This is a genomic window from Streptomyces sp. NPDC056738 (genome assembly GCF_042790435.1).
GTDB lineage: Bacteria > Actinomycetota > Actinomycetes > Streptomycetales > Streptomycetaceae > Streptomyces.
Window position 1 is genome coordinate 96,622 of the sequence record NZ_JBHTZF010000004.1, and the last position, 16,315, is coordinate 112,936.

At 71.9% G+C, this 16,315-nt stretch carries 14 protein-coding genes, 2 tRNA genes and 1 pseudogene; 5 read left to right on the top strand and 12 right to left on the bottom strand.

Annotated features, from left to right (window positions below):
* Window positions 1–729 (bottom strand): ANTAR domain-containing protein, encoded by a 729-nt coding sequence (locus tag ACFRIC_RS11505; RefSeq protein ID WP_382784227.1) that lies wholly within the window; start codon window positions 727–729, stop codon window positions 1–3.
* 154 nt (window positions 730–883) lie between these two features.
* On the opposite strand from ACFRIC_RS11505, the gene ACFRIC_RS11510 reads away from it, so the two are divergent.
* The gene (locus ACFRIC_RS11510) at window positions 884–1,354 is read left to right on the top strand and encodes a PPOX class F420-dependent oxidoreductase (RefSeq protein WP_382782969.1); all 471 of its coding nucleotides are present in this window, start codon (window positions 884–886) and stop codon (window positions 1,352–1,354) included.
* 280 nt (window positions 1,355–1,634) lie between these two features.
* On the opposite strand, the gene ACFRIC_RS11515 is transcribed toward ACFRIC_RS11510, so the two are convergent.
* The 9 genes from ACFRIC_RS11515 to ACFRIC_RS11555 all read right to left on the bottom strand — a co-directional run bounded on the left by ACFRIC_RS11515 (window position 1,635) and on the right by ACFRIC_RS11555 (window position 11,573).
* Entirely contained in the window at window positions 1,635–2,192 is a 558-nt protein-coding gene (locus ACFRIC_RS11515; RefSeq protein WP_382782972.1) for a TetR/AcrR family transcriptional regulator, read from the bottom strand.
* A gap of 216 nt (window positions 2,193–2,408) precedes the next feature.
* Entirely contained in the window at window positions 2,409–4,688 is a 2,280-nt protein-coding gene (locus tag ACFRIC_RS11520) for an ArnT family glycosyltransferase (RefSeq protein ID WP_382782975.1), read from the bottom strand.
* Window positions 4,685–6,169: a glycosyltransferase gene (locus ACFRIC_RS11525; RefSeq protein ID WP_382782978.1), complete on the bottom strand. Its 1,485-nt coding sequence runs from the start codon at window positions 6,167–6,169 to the stop codon at window positions 4,685–4,687. The genes ACFRIC_RS11520 and ACFRIC_RS11525 overlap by 4 nt, the downstream gene beginning before the upstream one ends.
* A 13-nt stretch (window positions 6,170–6,182) precedes the next feature.
* The gene (locus ACFRIC_RS11530) at window positions 6,183–7,787 is read right to left on the bottom strand and encodes a sensor histidine kinase (protein WP_382782981.1); all 1,605 of its coding nucleotides are present in this window, start codon (window positions 7,785–7,787) and stop codon (window positions 6,183–6,185) included.
* Window positions 7,784–8,524 (bottom strand): response regulator transcription factor, encoded by a 741-nt coding sequence (locus ACFRIC_RS11535; protein WP_382782984.1) that lies wholly within the window; start codon window positions 8,522–8,524, stop codon window positions 7,784–7,786. Before ACFRIC_RS11535 ends, ACFRIC_RS11530 begins: the two co-directional genes overlap by 4 nt.
* Before the next feature lie 125 nt (window positions 8,525–8,649).
* The gene (locus ACFRIC_RS11540) at window positions 8,650–9,543 is read right to left on the bottom strand and encodes an amidohydrolase family protein (RefSeq protein WP_382784230.1); all 894 of its coding nucleotides are present in this window, start codon (window positions 9,541–9,543) and stop codon (window positions 8,650–8,652) included.
* A gap of 43 nt (window positions 9,544–9,586) precedes the next feature.
* Window positions 9,587–9,937 (bottom strand): antibiotic biosynthesis monooxygenase family protein, encoded by a 351-nt coding sequence (locus ACFRIC_RS11545; protein ID WP_382782987.1) that lies wholly within the window; start codon window positions 9,935–9,937, stop codon window positions 9,587–9,589.
* 148 nt (window positions 9,938–10,085) lie between these two features.
* A complete protein-coding gene (locus ACFRIC_RS11550) occupies window positions 10,086–10,982 on the bottom strand; it encodes a DUF2797 domain-containing protein (RefSeq protein WP_382782990.1) in 897 nt (298 codons plus the stop codon).
* Between the two features lie 84 nt (window positions 10,983–11,066).
* On the bottom strand, window positions 11,067–11,573 hold the full coding sequence (locus ACFRIC_RS11555) for a hypothetical protein (RefSeq protein ID WP_382782992.1): 507 nt from the start codon (window positions 11,571–11,573) through the stop codon (window positions 11,067–11,069).
* A 317-nt stretch (window positions 11,574–11,890) separates the two neighbouring features.
* Between ACFRIC_RS11555 and ACFRIC_RS11560 the strand changes: the two are divergent.
* The 3 genes and pseudogenes from ACFRIC_RS11560 to ACFRIC_RS11570 all read left to right on the top strand — a co-directional run.
* A pseudogene (locus ACFRIC_RS11560) lies at window positions 11,891–12,049 on the top strand (helix-turn-helix domain-containing protein); the annotation flags it as partial.
* 546 nt (window positions 12,050–12,595) lie between these two features.
* On the top strand, window positions 12,596–13,462 hold the full coding sequence (locus ACFRIC_RS11565; RefSeq protein ID WP_382784279.1) for a hypothetical protein: 867 nt from the start codon (window positions 12,596–12,598) through the stop codon (window positions 13,460–13,462).
* A 322-nt stretch (window positions 13,463–13,784) separates the two neighbouring features.
* The gene (locus ACFRIC_RS11570; RefSeq protein WP_382782995.1) at window positions 13,785–14,870 is read left to right on the top strand and encodes an FUSC family protein; all 1,086 of its coding nucleotides are present in this window, start codon (window positions 13,785–13,787) and stop codon (window positions 14,868–14,870) included.
* Between the two features lie 168 nt (window positions 14,871–15,038).
* Here ACFRIC_RS11570 and ACFRIC_RS11575 read toward each other — a convergent pair.
* Window positions 15,039–15,111: transfer RNA gene (locus ACFRIC_RS11575), tRNA-Arg, on the bottom strand.
* 239 nt (window positions 15,112–15,350) lie between these two features.
* A tRNA-Ser gene (locus tag ACFRIC_RS11580) sits at window positions 15,351–15,441 on the bottom strand.
* Between the two features lie 157 nt (window positions 15,442–15,598).
* On the opposite strand from ACFRIC_RS11580, the gene ACFRIC_RS11585 reads away from it, so the two are divergent.
* Complete coding sequence (locus ACFRIC_RS11585; protein ID WP_382782998.1) at window positions 15,599–16,189, top strand: SSI family serine proteinase inhibitor; 591 nt, start codon at window positions 15,599–15,601, stop codon at window positions 16,187–16,189.
* Window positions 16,190–16,315 lie beyond the last annotated feature (126 nt).

Below are 16,315 nucleotides of genomic sequence, written 5' to 3' on the forward strand. Positions count from 1 at the left end.
TCACTCGCCCTCGCTGGCGTCGACGATCCGTCGGGCCAGGTCACGGAGCTTGACGTTCTCCCGCTGGGAGGTGCGCACGAGGCTGTCGAAGGCCTCGGACGCGTCGATGTCGAGCCGCTCCATGAGGATGCCCGTGGCCTGCCCGATGAGATCCCGGGTGCGCATCGCCTCGGTGAGCTGTTCGCGCAGGGTCGCCGAGTCCAGCGCGATGCCGACGTGCGCGGTGAACAGCCGCCCTATCCGGGTGGCCGACTCGTCGAAGGCGCGCGGCGCCCGCGCGTAGGCGGTCAGGACGGTCAGCCGGCGCCGGTCGGCACGCAGCCGCAGCGACAGCACCGACCGCAGGCCGAGATCCGAGAGCGCGCGGTCCCCGTCTCCGTCCGGGGCGGCGCTGTCCTCGATGCGGGCCACCGGAGCCGTCCACAGCCGGTTCCAGTACGGGGGATGCTCACGGCCCGCGTTCATGGCGTCGGCGGAGCGGACGACCTCGTCCGTCCAGGCCAGCGTCTGCCGGTGGGCCTTGGGCTCGATGACGGAGATGCCGGCGTACTCGACGCCGGGCAGGATGCGCACGGCCAGCCGGACGGCGGTGCGCAGGGTGGCGTGGGCGCTCGATGTCTCGTGCAACTGCTGGGCCGCGGCCGTGAGGCCCTCGGCCAGCTCGAAATCCGTATCAGAACGGGACAATTCAGAAAACTCAGACGCAGCCACCACGAACCTCTTCGGCATGCAGGGCCAAACGGCCATGCGCAGGAGAGCTCCGCAGCACATTCCCGACTGCGAGCACAGGACGAAGAGCACTTTAGCCGCTTCGCCGAGGTCGGGTGCCGCCCACCGGCCCGGCCCGCGGGCGATCGCCGGGCCCGCGCCCTACGCTGATCGCATGGCACCCAACATCGCGACGAACACCTCTGTCTCCCTCGACGAGTTGCTGGACTTCGTACGCCCCCGCCACCGGGCGATCCTGCTCACCCGCCGTGCCGGCGGCGGCCCGCAGGGCTCTCCGCTGACCTGTGGCGTCGACGACGCCGGACGCATCGTCGTCTCGACGTATCCCGAGCGTGCCAAGACGCGTAACGCCAAGCGGGACGAGCGGGTCGCGCTGATCGTCCTGAGCGACGAGTGGAACGGGCCCTGGGTCCAAGTCGACGGCACCGCCGAGGTGATCGACTCTCCCGACTCCGTCGAGCCGCTGGTCGAGTACTACCGGAACATCGCCGGGGAGCATCCCGACTGGGACGAGTATCGCGCGGCGATGCGCAAGCAGGCCAAGTCGATCATCCGCATCACCCCCACCCACTGGGGCCCGGTCGCCACCGGAGGCTTCCCGCCCCACCTGGCCCCCCAGGACTGACCGGCCGGCCGGCCGGCGGGACCCCGCTTCCTCGCCCCCTCCGCCCCTACCCGTCCCATACCTGGGGCTCCGCCCCAGACCCCGCTCCTCAAACGCCGGAGGGGCTGAAACTCACGCCCGAACCCCAGCGAACGCGGACCCGCAGACGGGATCCGGCGTGAGGGGACGTGCCGGTACATCGATGGCCGTCGCCACCGACGGTCACTCCTCACCCGACGGCGACGGGCTGATGTACCGGCGCGGCCCCGACCCACCCACCGGTCTCAGCCGGGCCGCGGTCTCAGCCGGGCCGCGCCGCCACCGCCTCGATGCCCGCGATCAGCAGCTCCAGCGCGAACTCGGAATCCCGCTCCCCCGGCTCCGCACCGGCGAAGTGCGCCCCGTACACGAACCGGAACACCGCCGACACCGCCCCCACCTGCCCGGACGCCGGGATCCCGGCGTCCGCGACCACCCGTCGCACACACGCCGCGAACGCCCCCGAACACGGCCCGGCCTCCACCTGGTTCCCCAACAGCGCAGGCACCCAGGGGTGGCGCACCAGCATCGCCCGGTACCCGGTCGCCAGTCCCCGAAGCCGATCCCGCCAGCCCGCCGCCGACCCGGTTCGCGGCAGCTCCACTTCACCGAACACGGCGTCGAGCGCGAGCACCAGCAGCTCGTCCTTGGTGTCGACGTACCAGTACACGGACATCGCGGTGACGTCCAGCTCGGCCGCCAGCCGCCGCATGGAGAACCCGGCCGGCCCCTCCGCGTCCAGCAACCGCACCGCGGCCGAGGTGACCCGCTCCCGGTCGAGCCCGGCCGGCCGCTTCGCCCTGTCCGCTGACCCCACCATGGCGCCCCTTCCTCGGAACCGACCACGGACCGGGCCGGACTCCCCGGTCACCCTCCTCGACGATGCTAAGCGCGCCCCGCCCGGACACGTCCGGCCCACCTCCGGAAACAGCCACGGGAACAGCCATCGCAGGACGAACCCGAACGGGCGGCGCCCCGGAGCGAACCCGCCCCGGAACACCGCCCGTTCACCGAAGAACCGACCCCGCGGAACCGGTCAGCCTGAACTCGTCGGCTGCGTCAGGTCGTAGAAGGTGGCCGAACCCACCGTCACCTTCTTGAAGTTGGCCGTGACCCACGAGCTGATCTGCGAAGAGGTGGAGGCGGTACCGGAGTTGCCGCCCCCGCCCATACCGCCGCCCATGCCACCGCCCGAGATGAAGTAGTGGATCCTGCCGTCCGTCACGTACTTCTTGAACTGGGCCAGGGTCGGCGACGGATCGGTGCCGTTGAAGCCGCCGATCGCCATCACCGGCTTGCCGGTGGCCAGTTGGTAGCTCGCGGAGTTCTGGGAACCGATCGCGGCCGCCGCCCAGGTGTAGTCCCCGGCGTTCTTCGACAGCAGCGCCTTGGCCTCGGAGCCGACGCTCGCACCGTTCAGCAGTCCTCCGGCACCGCCACCACCGGCCATACCGCCCTCGCCCGCGCCCGCGCCGCCGGGCATGCCGCCCTGCTGGTTCCCGCCCTGGGTCCCGCCGGGCCCCTGCTGGTTCTGGCCGGGGAGGCCGCCGGTACCGCCGGTCGGAGGCTGACCCGTGCCGCCGCCGGGCATGCCCTGCTGCCCGTTCGGCACACCGCCGTTGCCGTTCTGGTTCTGGCCGCCGGGGAAGCCACCGCGGGTGCCACCACCGCCACCGGGGAAGCCGCCCCGCCCGCCCATCATGCTCGCACCGGACGGCCCGGCCGTCACGATGGATCCGGTGTGCCCGGTGTCCACCGTGGAGAGCGTGTACGCCGTCGGGCCGGCGACCGCCGCGACGAAGCCCAGTCCGGCCGCCGCGAGGGCGAGCCGCCTGCCCAGCCGGGCCACGAAGATCAGACCGAGTGCGGCGGTCAGACCGCCGACGAGGACCAGCCACTTGAGCCACGGCAGGTAGTCGGGGGTGCGGTTGAGAAGGACGTAGCCCCAGGCCGCGGTCGCGGTGACCGAGCCGGCGAGGGTGAGCGCCGCCCACACCTTGCCCCGTTCCGCCCACAGCGCGGTCGCGCCCATGCCGACCACGGCGGCGATGTAGGGGGCCAGGGCCACCGTGTAGTACTGGTGGAAGATGCCGGCCATGTAGCTGAAGACCAGCGCGGTCATGAGCAGCGCGCCGCCCCAGGCGAGGAACGAGGCCCGGGTCGCGTCGGTCCGCTTCGCCCCGCGGGTCAGGACGAGGCCGCCCACCAGCAGGATCAGGGCCGCCGGGAGCAGCCAGGAGATCTGGCTGCCGATCTCGGAGTTGAACATCCGGTTCCAGCCGGTCTCCCCCCACATCCCGGTGCCGCCGCCCCCGCCACCGCCGCCGACGCTGCCGGTCTCGTCGCCGTTGATGCGGCCGAGCCCGTTGTAGCCGAAGGTCAGCTCCAGGAAGGAGTTGTTCTGCGAGCCGCCGATGTACGGGCGGGAGGACGCGGGCCACAGTTCGACGATCGCGACCCACCAGCCGCCGGCGACGACCATCGCGGCGGCCGAGAGGCCCAGTTGAGCGAACCGTTTGCGGACCGGCACCGGCGCGCAGACCGCGTAGAGCACGGCCAGCGGCGGCAGGATCAGGAACGCCTGGAGCGTCTTGGTGAGGAAGGCGAGGCCGACCGCGGCACCCGCCCACAGGAGCCACCTCGTACGGCCGTCCTCCAGGGCGCGGATCACGCAGTAGACCGTGACGGTCATGAGCAGCGCGAGCATCGCGTCCGGGTTGTTGAACCGGAACATCAGCGCGGCGACCGGGGTGAGCGCGAGCACGGCGCCCGCGATCAGGCCCGCCGCGGCACTGAACCGGCGGCGTACGGCCGCGTACAGGACGCCGACCGTGGCGACGCCCATCAGCACCTCGGGGACGAGGATCGCCCAGGAGCTGAGGCCGAAGATCCGTACCGACAGGGCCATCGGCCACAGGGAGGCCGGGGGCTTGTCGACGGTGATGGCGTTGGCCGAGTCGAGCGAGCCGAAGAAGAAGGCCTTCCAGCTCTGGCTGCCGGCCTGCACGGCCGCGGAGTAGAAGGAGTTGGCGTACCCGGAGGCACTCAGGCCGTAGAGGTAGAGCACCGCGGTGGCGAGCAGCAGTCCGAGGAAGGCGGGGCGCGCCCAGCGGGGATCCTCGGGCCGGCCTCTCCAGACCCGCCGGAAGAAGGGCTGCCGGGGCTCACCGGACTCGGGAGCGGCCGTCGGCGTCGCCGGCCCCCAGGCGTGCCCGGAGCCGCCCGTACCGGCGCTGACACCGGCGTTCGTCTCGATGCTCGTACCGACGCCGGTACCGGCGCTGGTCCCAGCGCTCGTGTCGGGCTGTGTCGTCATCGCGCGTTCCTCGGATCGTGGTCGTGCGGGCGCACCGCCTGCAACTGCATGGTCGAATCCCGCCAGGAGTGCTCCGCGGCGTCGTCGGCGCGGAACGTGTCGGTGTCGTGGGGGGAGGAGGGTGCCGTCGGGCGCTGCGGCAGCGGGGGATGGGCGGACACGTCCTGCCGAACACCCGGCGCGCTGTACTGCGGGGCCGGCCGGCGCGAGGCCACCACCGGGGACGGGGACGGCGTCCCGCCCTGCCGGTCGGGGAAGACCCAGGCGCGGAAGAGCAGGAAGCGCAGCACGGTCGCCGCGAGGTTGGCGGCGATGAGCACCGCCAGTTCGGTGGAGTGCCCGGGATCGCTGGTCGCGGCATTGAGCGCGGCGAGCGATCCGCTGGTCAGGGCGAGTCCGATGCCGAAGACGACCAGCCCCTGCGCCTGGTGCCGGACGGCACCGCCCCGGCCGCGCACGCCGAACGTGAGCCGCCGGTTGGCCGCCGTGTTGGCGACCGCCGACACGAGCAGCGCGAGGGCGTTGGCGACCTGCGCCCCGGAGAAGGAGCGGAAGACGCTGTAGAGCAGCAGATAGAAGAGGGTGGACAGGCCGCCCACGACGCAGAAGCCGACGAGCTGGCGGGCCAGTCCCTTGGGTACGTCGGTCAGTTCGCGGTCGCGCGGGTCGTCCCCGAAGGGCCGGGCGAGCCGGTCGAGCGAGAGCGAGCCGGTGGCGAGGGCGCGGCCCACCCGCCACACGCCCTTCAGGTCGTCCGTCGCGGTCTTCACTATGTGGACGGTCGAGTCCGGGTCGTCGACCCAGTCGACCGGCACCTCGTGGATGCGCAGCCCGGCCCGCTCGGCCAGGACCAGCATCTCGGTGTCGAAGAACCAGCCGGTGTCCTCGATGAGCGGCAGCAGCACCTGGGCGACGTCACGGCGGATCGCCTTGAAGCCGCACTGCGCGTCGGAGAAGCGGGCCTGGAGCGAGCCGCGCAGGATCAGGTTGTAGGCGCGGCTGATGAACTCCCTCTTGGCTCCGCGCACCACACGCGAGGAGCGGGACAGCCGCGAGCCGATCGCGAGGTCCGAGTGCCCGGAGATCAGCGGGGCGACCAGCGGGAGCAGGGCGTTCAGGTCGGTGGACAGGTCCACGTCCATGTACGCGAGGACCGGCGCGTCGGACGCCGACCACACGGTCCGCAGCGCCCGGCCGCGGCCCTTCTGCTCCAGCCGGAAGGACCTGACCTCGGGGATCCGGGCCGCCAGGTGGGCCGCCACGACCGGGGTGCTGTCCGTGGACGCGTTGTCCGCCACCGTGATGCGGAAGGTGTACGGGAACGTGCGCCTGAGGTGGTCGTGCAGTCTGAGGACGCATGGCTGGAGGTCCTTCTCCTCGTTGTAGACGGGGATCACGACGTCCAGGACTGGCGTTCCCGCGTCTGCGGCCGGGAGGTGCTCCCGCGCCGGCAGGTTGCCGGGAGAAGGTTCGGTTCGCATGGAACGACCTTCGTCAAGCCCCCTGTCGCACCCATGTGCCGGTGCTGTGCTGCGCCTGTGAGTGCTGTTGCCAGGAGGTTTCGAGGGCGACAGCGGGCAGATGCAGGGTGAACACGGTCCGTCCGGGGGCGCTGTCCACGGTCACCGCGCCCCCGTGCGCGGCGGCGACGGCCTGCACGATGGCGAGCCCGAGACCGGTCGATCCGGAGGCGCGCGAGCGCGAGGAGTCGCCTCGCGCGAACCGCTCGAAGACGCGTGGCAGGAGATCGGGCGGAATGCCGGGGCCGTCGTCCTGGACGTCCACGCACAGCCACGGCCCGTGCCGGTGCACCCGCGCGGTGACGGTCGTCCCCGGTGGGGTGTGGGTGCGGGCGTTGGCGAAGAGGTTGACCATGACCTGCTGGAGGCGTGCGGCGTCCGCCGCCACCAGCGCGGGCTCCTCGGGCAGTTCGAGCCGCCAGTTGTGGCTGCGCCCGGCTGCCCGGGCATCGCTCACGGCATCGATCACCAGGGGGACGAGGTCGGTCTGCTCGTACTGCAGCGGCCGCCCGGCGTCGAGGCGGGCGAGCAGCAGCAGGTCCTCCACGAGCAGGGTCATCCGGCCGGCCTCGGACTCGATCCGTCCGAGCGCGTGCCGGGTGTCGGGCCCGGTCTCCTCGCGGCCGCGTCTGGTCAGCTCGGCGTACCCGCGGATGGAGGCCAGCGGGGTGCGCAGCTCGTGACTGGCGTCGGCGACGAACTGGCGTACGCGCATCTCGCTCTGCTGGCGTGCGTGCAGCGCGCCGTGGATGTGGTCGAGCATGCGGTTGAGCGCCGCCCCGACCTGTCCGACCTCGGTGTGCGGATCGGCCTCGGACTCCGGCACCCGCTCGTAGAGGGTGACCTCGCCGGTGTGCAGGGGCAGTTCGGAGACCCGGGTGGCGGTGGCGGCGACCTTGCGCAGGGGGCGCAGGGCGAGGGTCACGATGGCCGCGCCCGCGAGGGAGGCCGCGGCGAGACCGGCGCCGGTGACGCTGATCTCGACGTAGATGAGCGTGGTGAGGGTGTTGGTGACGTCGTCGGTCGGGAGCGCCACGTAGAAGGCGCCGTTGCGGCCCTCCTGGTACAGCACGCGGTACTCGCCCCGGCCGGGGATCTCCACCGTGTGGGCGTGTCCGTCCTTCGCGACGGAGGAGAGGGCGGTGAGCTGGCTCGTCCCGAGCTTGAGCGGCGTGGGCTGCTTGACCCCGTTGGAGTCCTTCTTCCCCACGCTGACTATGCCCTCGGTGACCTTGCCGTTCGTCACGGTGGCGCCGATGGCGCCCATGGCCTGGCCCCGGAGCACGAACCCGAGGGGATCCTTGGCGATCACGTCGTCGTCCGGAGGGTGCACGGTCCCGCCGCCGGAGGGGCCGCCCGTGGGGCCGCCCACCGGGCCCGCGGCGCGCATCGCCGCCTCGGCGACGTTGTTGTCGAGCTGCTCGTACAGGTGGGTGCGCAGTGCGATCGTGGTCACGGTGCCGATCACCGCGCACACGACGGCGATCAGCGCGACGGACCCGACGACGAGCCGCGTCCGAAGGGTGCGCGGTTGTCGTCCCCGCCTCTTCTGTGCCCGCGGCCGCCGTCGTCCGCTCATGACGTCGCGGGCTTGATCAGATATCCGGCCCCACGCCGGGTGTGGATCATCGGCTCCCGCCCGGCGTCGATCTTCCGGCGCAGATACGAGATGTAGAGCTCGACCACGTTGGCCTGGCCGCCGAAGTCGTACGACCACACGCGGTCGAGTATCTGGGCCTTGCTCAGCACCCGGCGCGGGTTGCGCATCAGGAAGCGCAGCAGCTCGAACTCGGTCGCGGTGAGGTGGATGTTCGCCCCGCCGCGCGACACCTCGTGGCTGTCCTCGTCCAGGGTGAGGTCCCCGACGACGAGCACGGACTCGGACCGCCGGTCGGCGGCGCCGGAACGCCGGATCAGACCGCGCAGCCGGGCCACGACCTCCTCCAGGCTGAACGGTTTGGTGACGTAGTCGTCGCCGCCGGCGGTGAGGCCGGCGATACGGTCCTCGACCGCGTCCTTCGCGGTCAGGAACAGCACCGGCACGTCGGGCTGCTCACGGCGGAGCCGGCCGAGCACCGTCAGGCCGTCCATGTCGGGCAGCATCATGTCGAGCACCACGGCGTCGGGCCGGAACTCGCGCGCGGTCTGCACCGCGCCCGTCCCGTCTCCCGCGCTGCGGATCTGCCAGCCTTCGTAGCGAAGGGCCATGGACAGCAGCTCGGTGATCGACAGCTCGTCGTCCACCACCAGGACTCGGACGGGGCTCCCGTCCGGCCTCAGCAGTTCGGTGCGCCCCTGGGGCGAGGTCGTGGTCATGCCGAACACCTTGCTGGGCCCCGCTGAGAGCATCCTTTCGCCAACCTGTGATTTCCCTGAGAAACACACAGGTGCCTCTCAGGGAACTGCTGGGTACCGCTTTCCGCCGGCGCGGGCCGAGGCCCTCAGGCGTCGCGCAGACCGAAGAGGCGGGCGCCGTTCTCGTAGCAGACCGCCCGCAGCCAGTCGTCCCCCAGACCCAGCCGTCGCAGCGCGTGCAACTGGTGGACGTAGGGATACGGGATGTTCGGGAAGTCCGTCCCGAGGAGTACCCGGTCCCCGAGGTCCGCGAGGCGGGGCAGGAGTCCGGGCGGGAAGGGCGCGAGCCGCTCGCTGAAGTCGGTGAACGCCATGGTCGTGTCGAGCCGCACCTCGTCGTACCGCTCGGCGAGGCCGAGGAAGTCCTCGTACTCGGGCATCCCCATGTGCGCGAAGACGAACCGCAGCCGGGGATGCCGGCGAAGGACGGCCGCGGCCGGTGCCGGGCCGGTGTACTTCCCCGGCGAGGGCCCCGAACCACAGTGGATCACCACGGGGATCCCCGCCTCGGCGAGCAGCCCCCAGGCCGGGTCGAGAAGCTCGTCCGCCGGGTCGTACGCCCCCACCTGGACGTGCGCCTTGAAGACGCGCGCGCCCGCCTCCACCGCCTCGCGTACGTACCGCTCGACGCCCGGCTCGGGGAAGAGGGTCGAGGTGTGCAGACAGTCCGGTGTCCGGCGGGCGAATTCGACGGCCCAGGAGTTGAGCCACTCGGCCATGCCGGTCTTGTGCGGGTAGAGCATCGCGGTGAAAGCGCGTGCGCCGAACTCCCGGATCAGCGCCAGCCGTTCGTCCTCGTCCGCGCGGTAGGCGATCGGCCACTCGATGCCGCCGGTCAGTTCACCGAGTCCGTCGAAGTAGTCCCACACCTTGCGCAACACCCGTTCGGGCATGAAGTGCGTGTGGACGTCGACGAGTCCGGGCAGCCCGAGCCCCTGCCAGAAGCCGCGCACGTCCCGCGCCTCGTCCCGCACGTCCACGTCCTCGGTCTCCTCGGTCTTCTCGCCCGCCGCGCCCTCCCGGTCAGCCGTCGGCACGCTCGAACCCGTGGCTCCGCTCGACCTTGGCGATGTGCAGGGTGTAGCGCTCGTACCACTCGGCACGGCCGCGCCGCTGCGCCGCCCGGTGCTCGGCGTGCGCGCTCCACTCCTTGATGGCGTCCTCGTCCCGGAAGTACCCGACCGTGATGGCCAGTCCGCCCGGTGTCCGCGCGTAGTCCATCCCCAGGAAGCCCGGGATCTCCTTGACCAACTCGTCCATGCGCTCGGCGGTCTCCCCGTACCCGCCGTCACCCTCCCTCCTCACGGAGGTGAACACGGCGGCGTAATAGGGAGGCTCGAAGGCCGCGACAGGCGCGGGAGAGTGATCGCTCATGTCCGCCACTCTCGTTCCGGGCGCGCCCCGTCGTCCAGCGCCTTTCCGAACGGGATCCGAAAGGGATCGAAGTCTTGACCTTCCCGCCCGCCGGCCGTCCGCACGCCCTCGACCGCCCCTTTCCCCCGTCTCCCTCTCTTCCCGCCCTTCAGAACAGCCCGTCCTGAACGCCGGTGTCCGGCGCGGGCGACTCCCGTACGGGAAAGGTGACTCCGAAGCCCTGGTCGACGTCCGCGGCCCCGGCGCCGGTGCCGGTCAGGACCCAGCCCGTCATCAGCCGGGTGTCGAGCACGACGACACCCCGCCCGGTGAGGAGGTGCAGATCGGGACCGACGGCGGCGCACAGCTCGCCGGCGACGGAGCCGCCCGCGGCCAGTTCACGCACGACCGCCTGCGCGGGCGCCAACCCGGCGAGCCCGAACAGGTCCGTGTGGTCCACGGGCTCGAAGGGGGCGCGCGCGACCGACTCGGGCCAGCCGTCGAGCTCCCCGGCCCGCGCGTGCAGCTCCCGGATCTCGGCGACACGCTCCCCGGCCCCGGGCAGCACCGCCCGCACCGCCCGCTTGCCCGCGTACGGGATCCGGTCCGGCACCCCGAGCGCGGCCCGCAGCAGTTCCTCGGTCCGGCGCGCCGCCATCAACGGCCCCTGCCCCAGCCAGGTGAAGGTGACGGCACCCTGTTCCAGGAGCCGGACGGAACCCCGCTCGACCCGGGTGATCCCCACCTTGACCAGGCCGGGCCCGAACCACGCGAGATACACGCGGTACGGCCGGGGGTCGTCGGCCAGCGTGTCGGCGGCGACGGAGTGCGCGCGGTCCAGGCGCGCGCACTCCTCGCACCGGGCGCCCGTGCCGCGCGGCGAGACGACGGCCCGCACGGGACACGCGTTCCCCCGAGCCCCCACGCATGTCCGCACACCCCCGTCCACGACACCGAACGCGATCCGCCGCCCCCGGACCAGCGGACTGGTCCGCCCCCCGCCCCAGACCAGCACGGCCCCGTCCCCCGACCACCGCACCCCCGAACACACCCACTCCTGCCGCACACCACGACAGTAGAGGTCCCCACTGACATCGGCCCCGGCCTGCGGGAACGCTCAGGCGACGCACAGGCCGGAGGCGGCCGCCGGCTACTTGACGGGGCTGATGGCGACGATGCGGTGGTTGGGGGTCATGACGACCGAGAGCTTGACCGTGCCGCCTCCCTGGCTCCAGTTCAGGGTGACGAGGGCCTCGGTGGAGTCGCCCTTGCTCTTCTCGGTCACCGTCCAGCGGGCCGGGATGCTCTGGGCGCGCAGGACGCCGTCCGCGTGGTTCGTGCGCTCCCAGGCCGCCAGTCGCTTGCTGAACGCGGGGTCCAGGTAGTGGGCGCGCAGGTCGCCCATCAGCTTGGTGGCGGGGTCGGAACCGTTCTGGGCGTCGATGTAGGCGCCGTAGAAGTCGGCGATGCCGGTCAGGGCGTCGCCGGTCTTGCCGCTCACCGTCCGCGGGGTGGCGGCGGCCGCCTGCGCGGTGCGGTGCGGCGCGTCGGCCTGGGAGGCGTGAGCCGAGACGCCGAGCCCCAGGCCCAGCGCGAGGCCGGCGGTGATGGCGGCGATACGGCGCAGGCTCCGGCGTCCGGTGGTGTTGCCGTGCATGGTGTGTCCCTCGTTCCGGTTCGGTGCACGTCGTCGCGGGGACCGCCGGCGCCCCGTCGAGGGTGCGTCCGGCCATGGGTTCCCCGTGGACGAGTGCGTGGTCTGGATGCCGCTCCCCTGAACAGGCCGGCCGGTCGGGCCGTACCGCTGGTGGCGACGCCAAGAGCATCGGCGGCCCTGGGAAGCCGCGGCAACGACCCCCGCCGGATCCGCAACGGTGGAACCATCCCAGGGCGGTTGACGTGCAGAGAGATGGGTCCCCTGGGATGCCGTTCCGGGACGGGACGGACCGATACGAGCGGAGGTGGGCACGGGCCATGGCCGCGGCCGACGACGACGTGACGAGGTTCGCGGAGCTGCTGGCGCGCCTCAAGACCCGTACGGATCGCAGCTACGCGGCGCTGGCCCGGCGCCTGGACATGAACGCCTCCACGCTGCACCGCTATTGCGCGGGCGAGGCGGTGCCGCTGGACTTCGGCGTGGTGGAGCGGTTCGCCGCGCTGTGCGGAGCCTCGCCGCAGGAGCGCGTGGAGTTGCACCGCCTGTGGATCCTGGCGGTCGCGGAACGAAGGCGCTCCCGCCCGGCCGCGGCCCGCCCCCGTCCGACGTCCGCGGGCGAACCGAGCGTCCCTGAAGGCGGTTCGGAGGGCGGCGCGAACGGAAGCGTGAACGGAGGCCCGAAGGGCGGCGCGCCCGGAGCCGCGGAAGCGGGCTCGTCGGGGCTCGGCGGAAACGGTCCGTCGGGGCCCGGCGGGAACGGCTCGATGCCGCCTGGCGGGGCTCCGGAGCGGCGGCCCGCGCCCGAAGCCCAGGCACCGTCGGTGCCCCAGGCACCGTCGGCGCCCCAAGCGCCACCGGGACCTTCCGCACCTCGAACGCCAAGCTCTGGCCCCGTCACCGCGCCCGCGCCGGACACGGCAGCTCCGCAACACACACCGGAAGATCAGGACGGACCAGGCTCGGGCGGGTCTCGGCCGGACGGGTCAGGGCCGGGCCGGCCGAAGGCGCCAACCGCACCGGACATGGCACCCGGAACCCCGAACGCGGGCGAGCCGTCCTCGCCCCCCTGGTACCGGCGGCGGCCGGCCGTCGTGTCGGCCGTCCTGGGCGGCGTGTTCCTGCTGACCGCCGCCGGGTTCGCGGCGTTCTCCGTGTTCCCGGGGTTCCCGACGCACGGTTCTCCCGGCGGCGGAGCCACCCCCCGCAGCGGTCCGGCGGCGTCGACCGGCGGGGCCTCGGCCGGGCCGTCCGCCCGAGCCCTCCCCTTCACCTGGACCGTGAACTCCCACGTGTGGGAAGGGGACTGCGGCCACGACTACGTCATCTCCAAACCGCCGGGCCAGGTCCCGCCGCCCCCGCCCGCCGAGGACGCCGAGGTCTGGGCCAACGCCCAGGACGCGGTGCACGGCGGGGAGACGATCGTGCGGGTGTCGGTGCAGGGGCGCAGCCCGGCCGCCGTCGTCCTGGAGTCCCTGCACGTCCGGGTCGTGCGCCGTACCGCGCCCCCCGGCGCCGGAGCCTTCGTGTACGACACGTCCCTGGGCTGCGGCGGGAACACCGAGCCCAGGTCCTTCGCGGTGAATCTCGACGCGCACACCCCCGTCCCCCGGGCCGTGGCCGGCAGCGAGGGGGACGAGACCCTGCCGGCGCGGAACCTCCCGTACCGCGTCTCCGTGGACGACCCCGAGGTCCTGCTCGTCAAAGCGGGGACCGAGCACTGCGCGTGCGACTGGTACCTCGAACTCGACTGGTCCTCGCAGGGCAGCACCGGAACGATCCGGATCGACGACCACGGCCGCCCGTTCCGCACCTCCGGCATCACGGGCCTCCCGCTCTACCGGTACGCCGATTCACCCGGCCGCTGGATCACGGAGTCCCCGCGGCACTGAGTACCGAGTCCTTTTGCTTCCGGCCTCGAAGGCCGCTCCATGGCTTCACAGAGGTCGATCGCAGACGGCCGGACAGGTCGCGCCTCCCCCTGAGAGACGCCAAGTGGTGGGGCCGGTTGCCGCTCACCCTTTGATGACCTTGCCGGAATGGGTGAAAAAAGGGGCAAGTGTCCACGGCTTCGCGGTGAGTCTTTTCGTGATGAACCTCAGCCAATCGGATAATTCGACACCTCAGCGGCGTGCCTGATGGCCAAGACGAGAGAGGGCGGCCGTGGCGAGCGAGAGCGGACGAGCAGTACAGCCCGTTGGCAGGGGGAAGGCCATGAGGTGGCTGTCGAAGGTGTTCGAGTTCCACCCCGCAGGGCTGAACTGGCCGCGAGCGGTGGCCTTCCTGGATGCCGGGCTGGTGCCGCTGTTCGTCTTCTGGGCGATCGGTCATGAGGTGTACCTGCTCAGCGCGGTGTTCGGTCTGCTGTTCTCGGCGCTGAGTGACCCGGGAGGGAGCTACGGGCACCGGGCGCTCTCCGTCGCCGTCTTCGCACTGGTGGGTGCCGGGGTGACCGCGCTGGCGTTCGAGATCGGGGCGGACGCCTGGGGCTGGATGGTGCTCGCGGCTTTCGTGGTCACACTGGCAGCCGGGCTGGCCGTCGCCCTCGGGGTCCACCGATTCATCAACGCCATGCTGCTCAACGTCTGGTTCGTCGTCGCCATCGGATACGAGTTCGGCGTCCACAAAGCGGTCCACGTCACCAGCCACATCTGGGCCCAGGTGCTCGCCTGGAGCGGAGGCGCGGCGCTGTGGATCGCGGTGACGTTCCTGTGGTGGCTGATCCGGGGACGTACGGATCAGAACCAGCCCTTCTCGGAGCTCCCGGGCGACAACTCACGGAGGAAGCTGACCCCGCCGCTGATCCTGTTCGCGGTGATCCGCGCCGTGGTCATCGCCGGCACCGTGGCGCTGGCGTTCGGACTGGATCTGACGCACGGCTCCTGGATCCCGATCGCGGCCATGGCCGCGATGAAGCCGAGCCTGGAACAAGCCGCGCTCGTCAGCGCGCAACGTCTCGTCGGAACGTTGATCGGCGCGGTCGTAGCCGGGTTGTTGCTGCTGGTGCCCACGAGCGAACACGGACTCAGGCTGTTTGCGGTCGAGCGCGGCCTTGAAGTGGTGGCGCTCGTCCTGCTGATGCACGGGGCGGGGATCCGCTTCTGGAACTACAGCTTCTACAGTGCGGCCATCGCCGCGGGCGCGCTCATCCTGGTGGACCTTCCGCAGCCCTCCGACTATGCCGCCGAGGGCTACCGGTTGCTCTGGACGTTGTGCGGCGTGGGATGCAGCCTGATCGTCCTGTTGCTGGCGGGCCTGCTCGCCAGACGAACGGGCAAAGCGCGACCACAACCGACCTGACGGCCAGACGGCTGTTCGCCGTGCGCCCAGCGCCCTGGGGCCGAAGCGGACCGGCGCAGTGCGACTCCGGTCGGCATTGAGGTCGAGAGACACCCGGACACAGACCTGCGCGCCGGGCGCGTCAACGCAAGAGGCCCCCGGATCATTTCCGGGGGCCTCTTGCCTGTGTGCACTCGGCAGGATTCGAACCTGCAACCTTCTGATCCGTAGTCAGATGCTCTATCCGTTAAGCTACGAGTGCTTGTTCTGTTTTTGTTCTTGTCTTCGCTCCCCGGGCTTTTGCCCCGCTCGCGGCGACAGGAAGAACATTACATGACTGCCGCCGCCATGTGAAATCCATTTGCCTCACCCCTTGTGAGCTGGGCAAACGTGCTTCCGGGCGCTCGCGGACGCCCTGGGCGCGGGCGCGCTCGCCGGGTCGCGCGGACTCCTGGAACGCCGAAACCCCGGTCCAGTGGACCGGGGTTTCGGATCTTCGCGCGGAGGCGGAGGGATTTGAACCCTCGATGGGATTGAAGTCCCAAACCGCATTAGCAGTGCGGCGCCATAGACCGGACTAGGCGACGCCTCCCGCACAACCCCTCACGCGAGCGCGAGTGGTGCGTGCAGATGATGACACAGACGAGCGCGGTGTCACCAATCGCCCCCCACGGTACTAGGCGGATACGCCGCACTGCAAAGCCCCCGCGAACACGCAACCGGGTGGGTCGCCCCGCGTTAGGCAGGTCATGTTGCGCCGACTGCTCCTCACCGCCGCCGTGTCCGCCTCCGCCGCGCTCTCCTCGGCGCCCGGCGCCGTCGCGGGGACCCTCTCCGACGCCCCCGGCGTGTTCCCCGTACCGGCGGCGTCCCCCGCCGGGCCCTCCGCCGCGTTCACCGGCGGACCGGCGTCGCTGTTCCCCGCCGGGACGCCGTCCGCGCGGGCCGTCGCCGCCGCGTACGGCCTCGTCGCGCCGGCGCTCATGCCCCCGCCGGCCCGTCCTGAGGACTCCTCCGACCGGCTCACCGTCACCGTCGACGGCGTGGGCGGCGGCGCGGACGGGACGTTCGAGCTGGAGTGCCACCCCGCCGGCGGCACCCACCCGCACGCGGCGGAGGCCTGCGACCGGCTGGACCGGATGACCACCTGGGGCAAGGACACCTTCGCCCCGGCGCCGCCGGACGCCCTGTGCACGATGGTCTACGGGGGTCCGGCCACCGCGCATGTCACCGGGACATGGGCGGGGCGCCCCGTCGACGCGCGCTACGACCGCTCGAACGGGTGCGAGATCTCGCGCTGGAACGCCCTCGTGCCCGTCCTGCCCGGCACCCACTCCTAGGTGCCGCGGACCGGGGAGACGGCGGACTCGGGACCGAGGACACGGCGGAGTCACGGTGATCTCACGGTGCTCTCACGGTTCCGTACGGTGAAATGCGTGGTCACAGGTTCTACGCCGCTTCTGCGT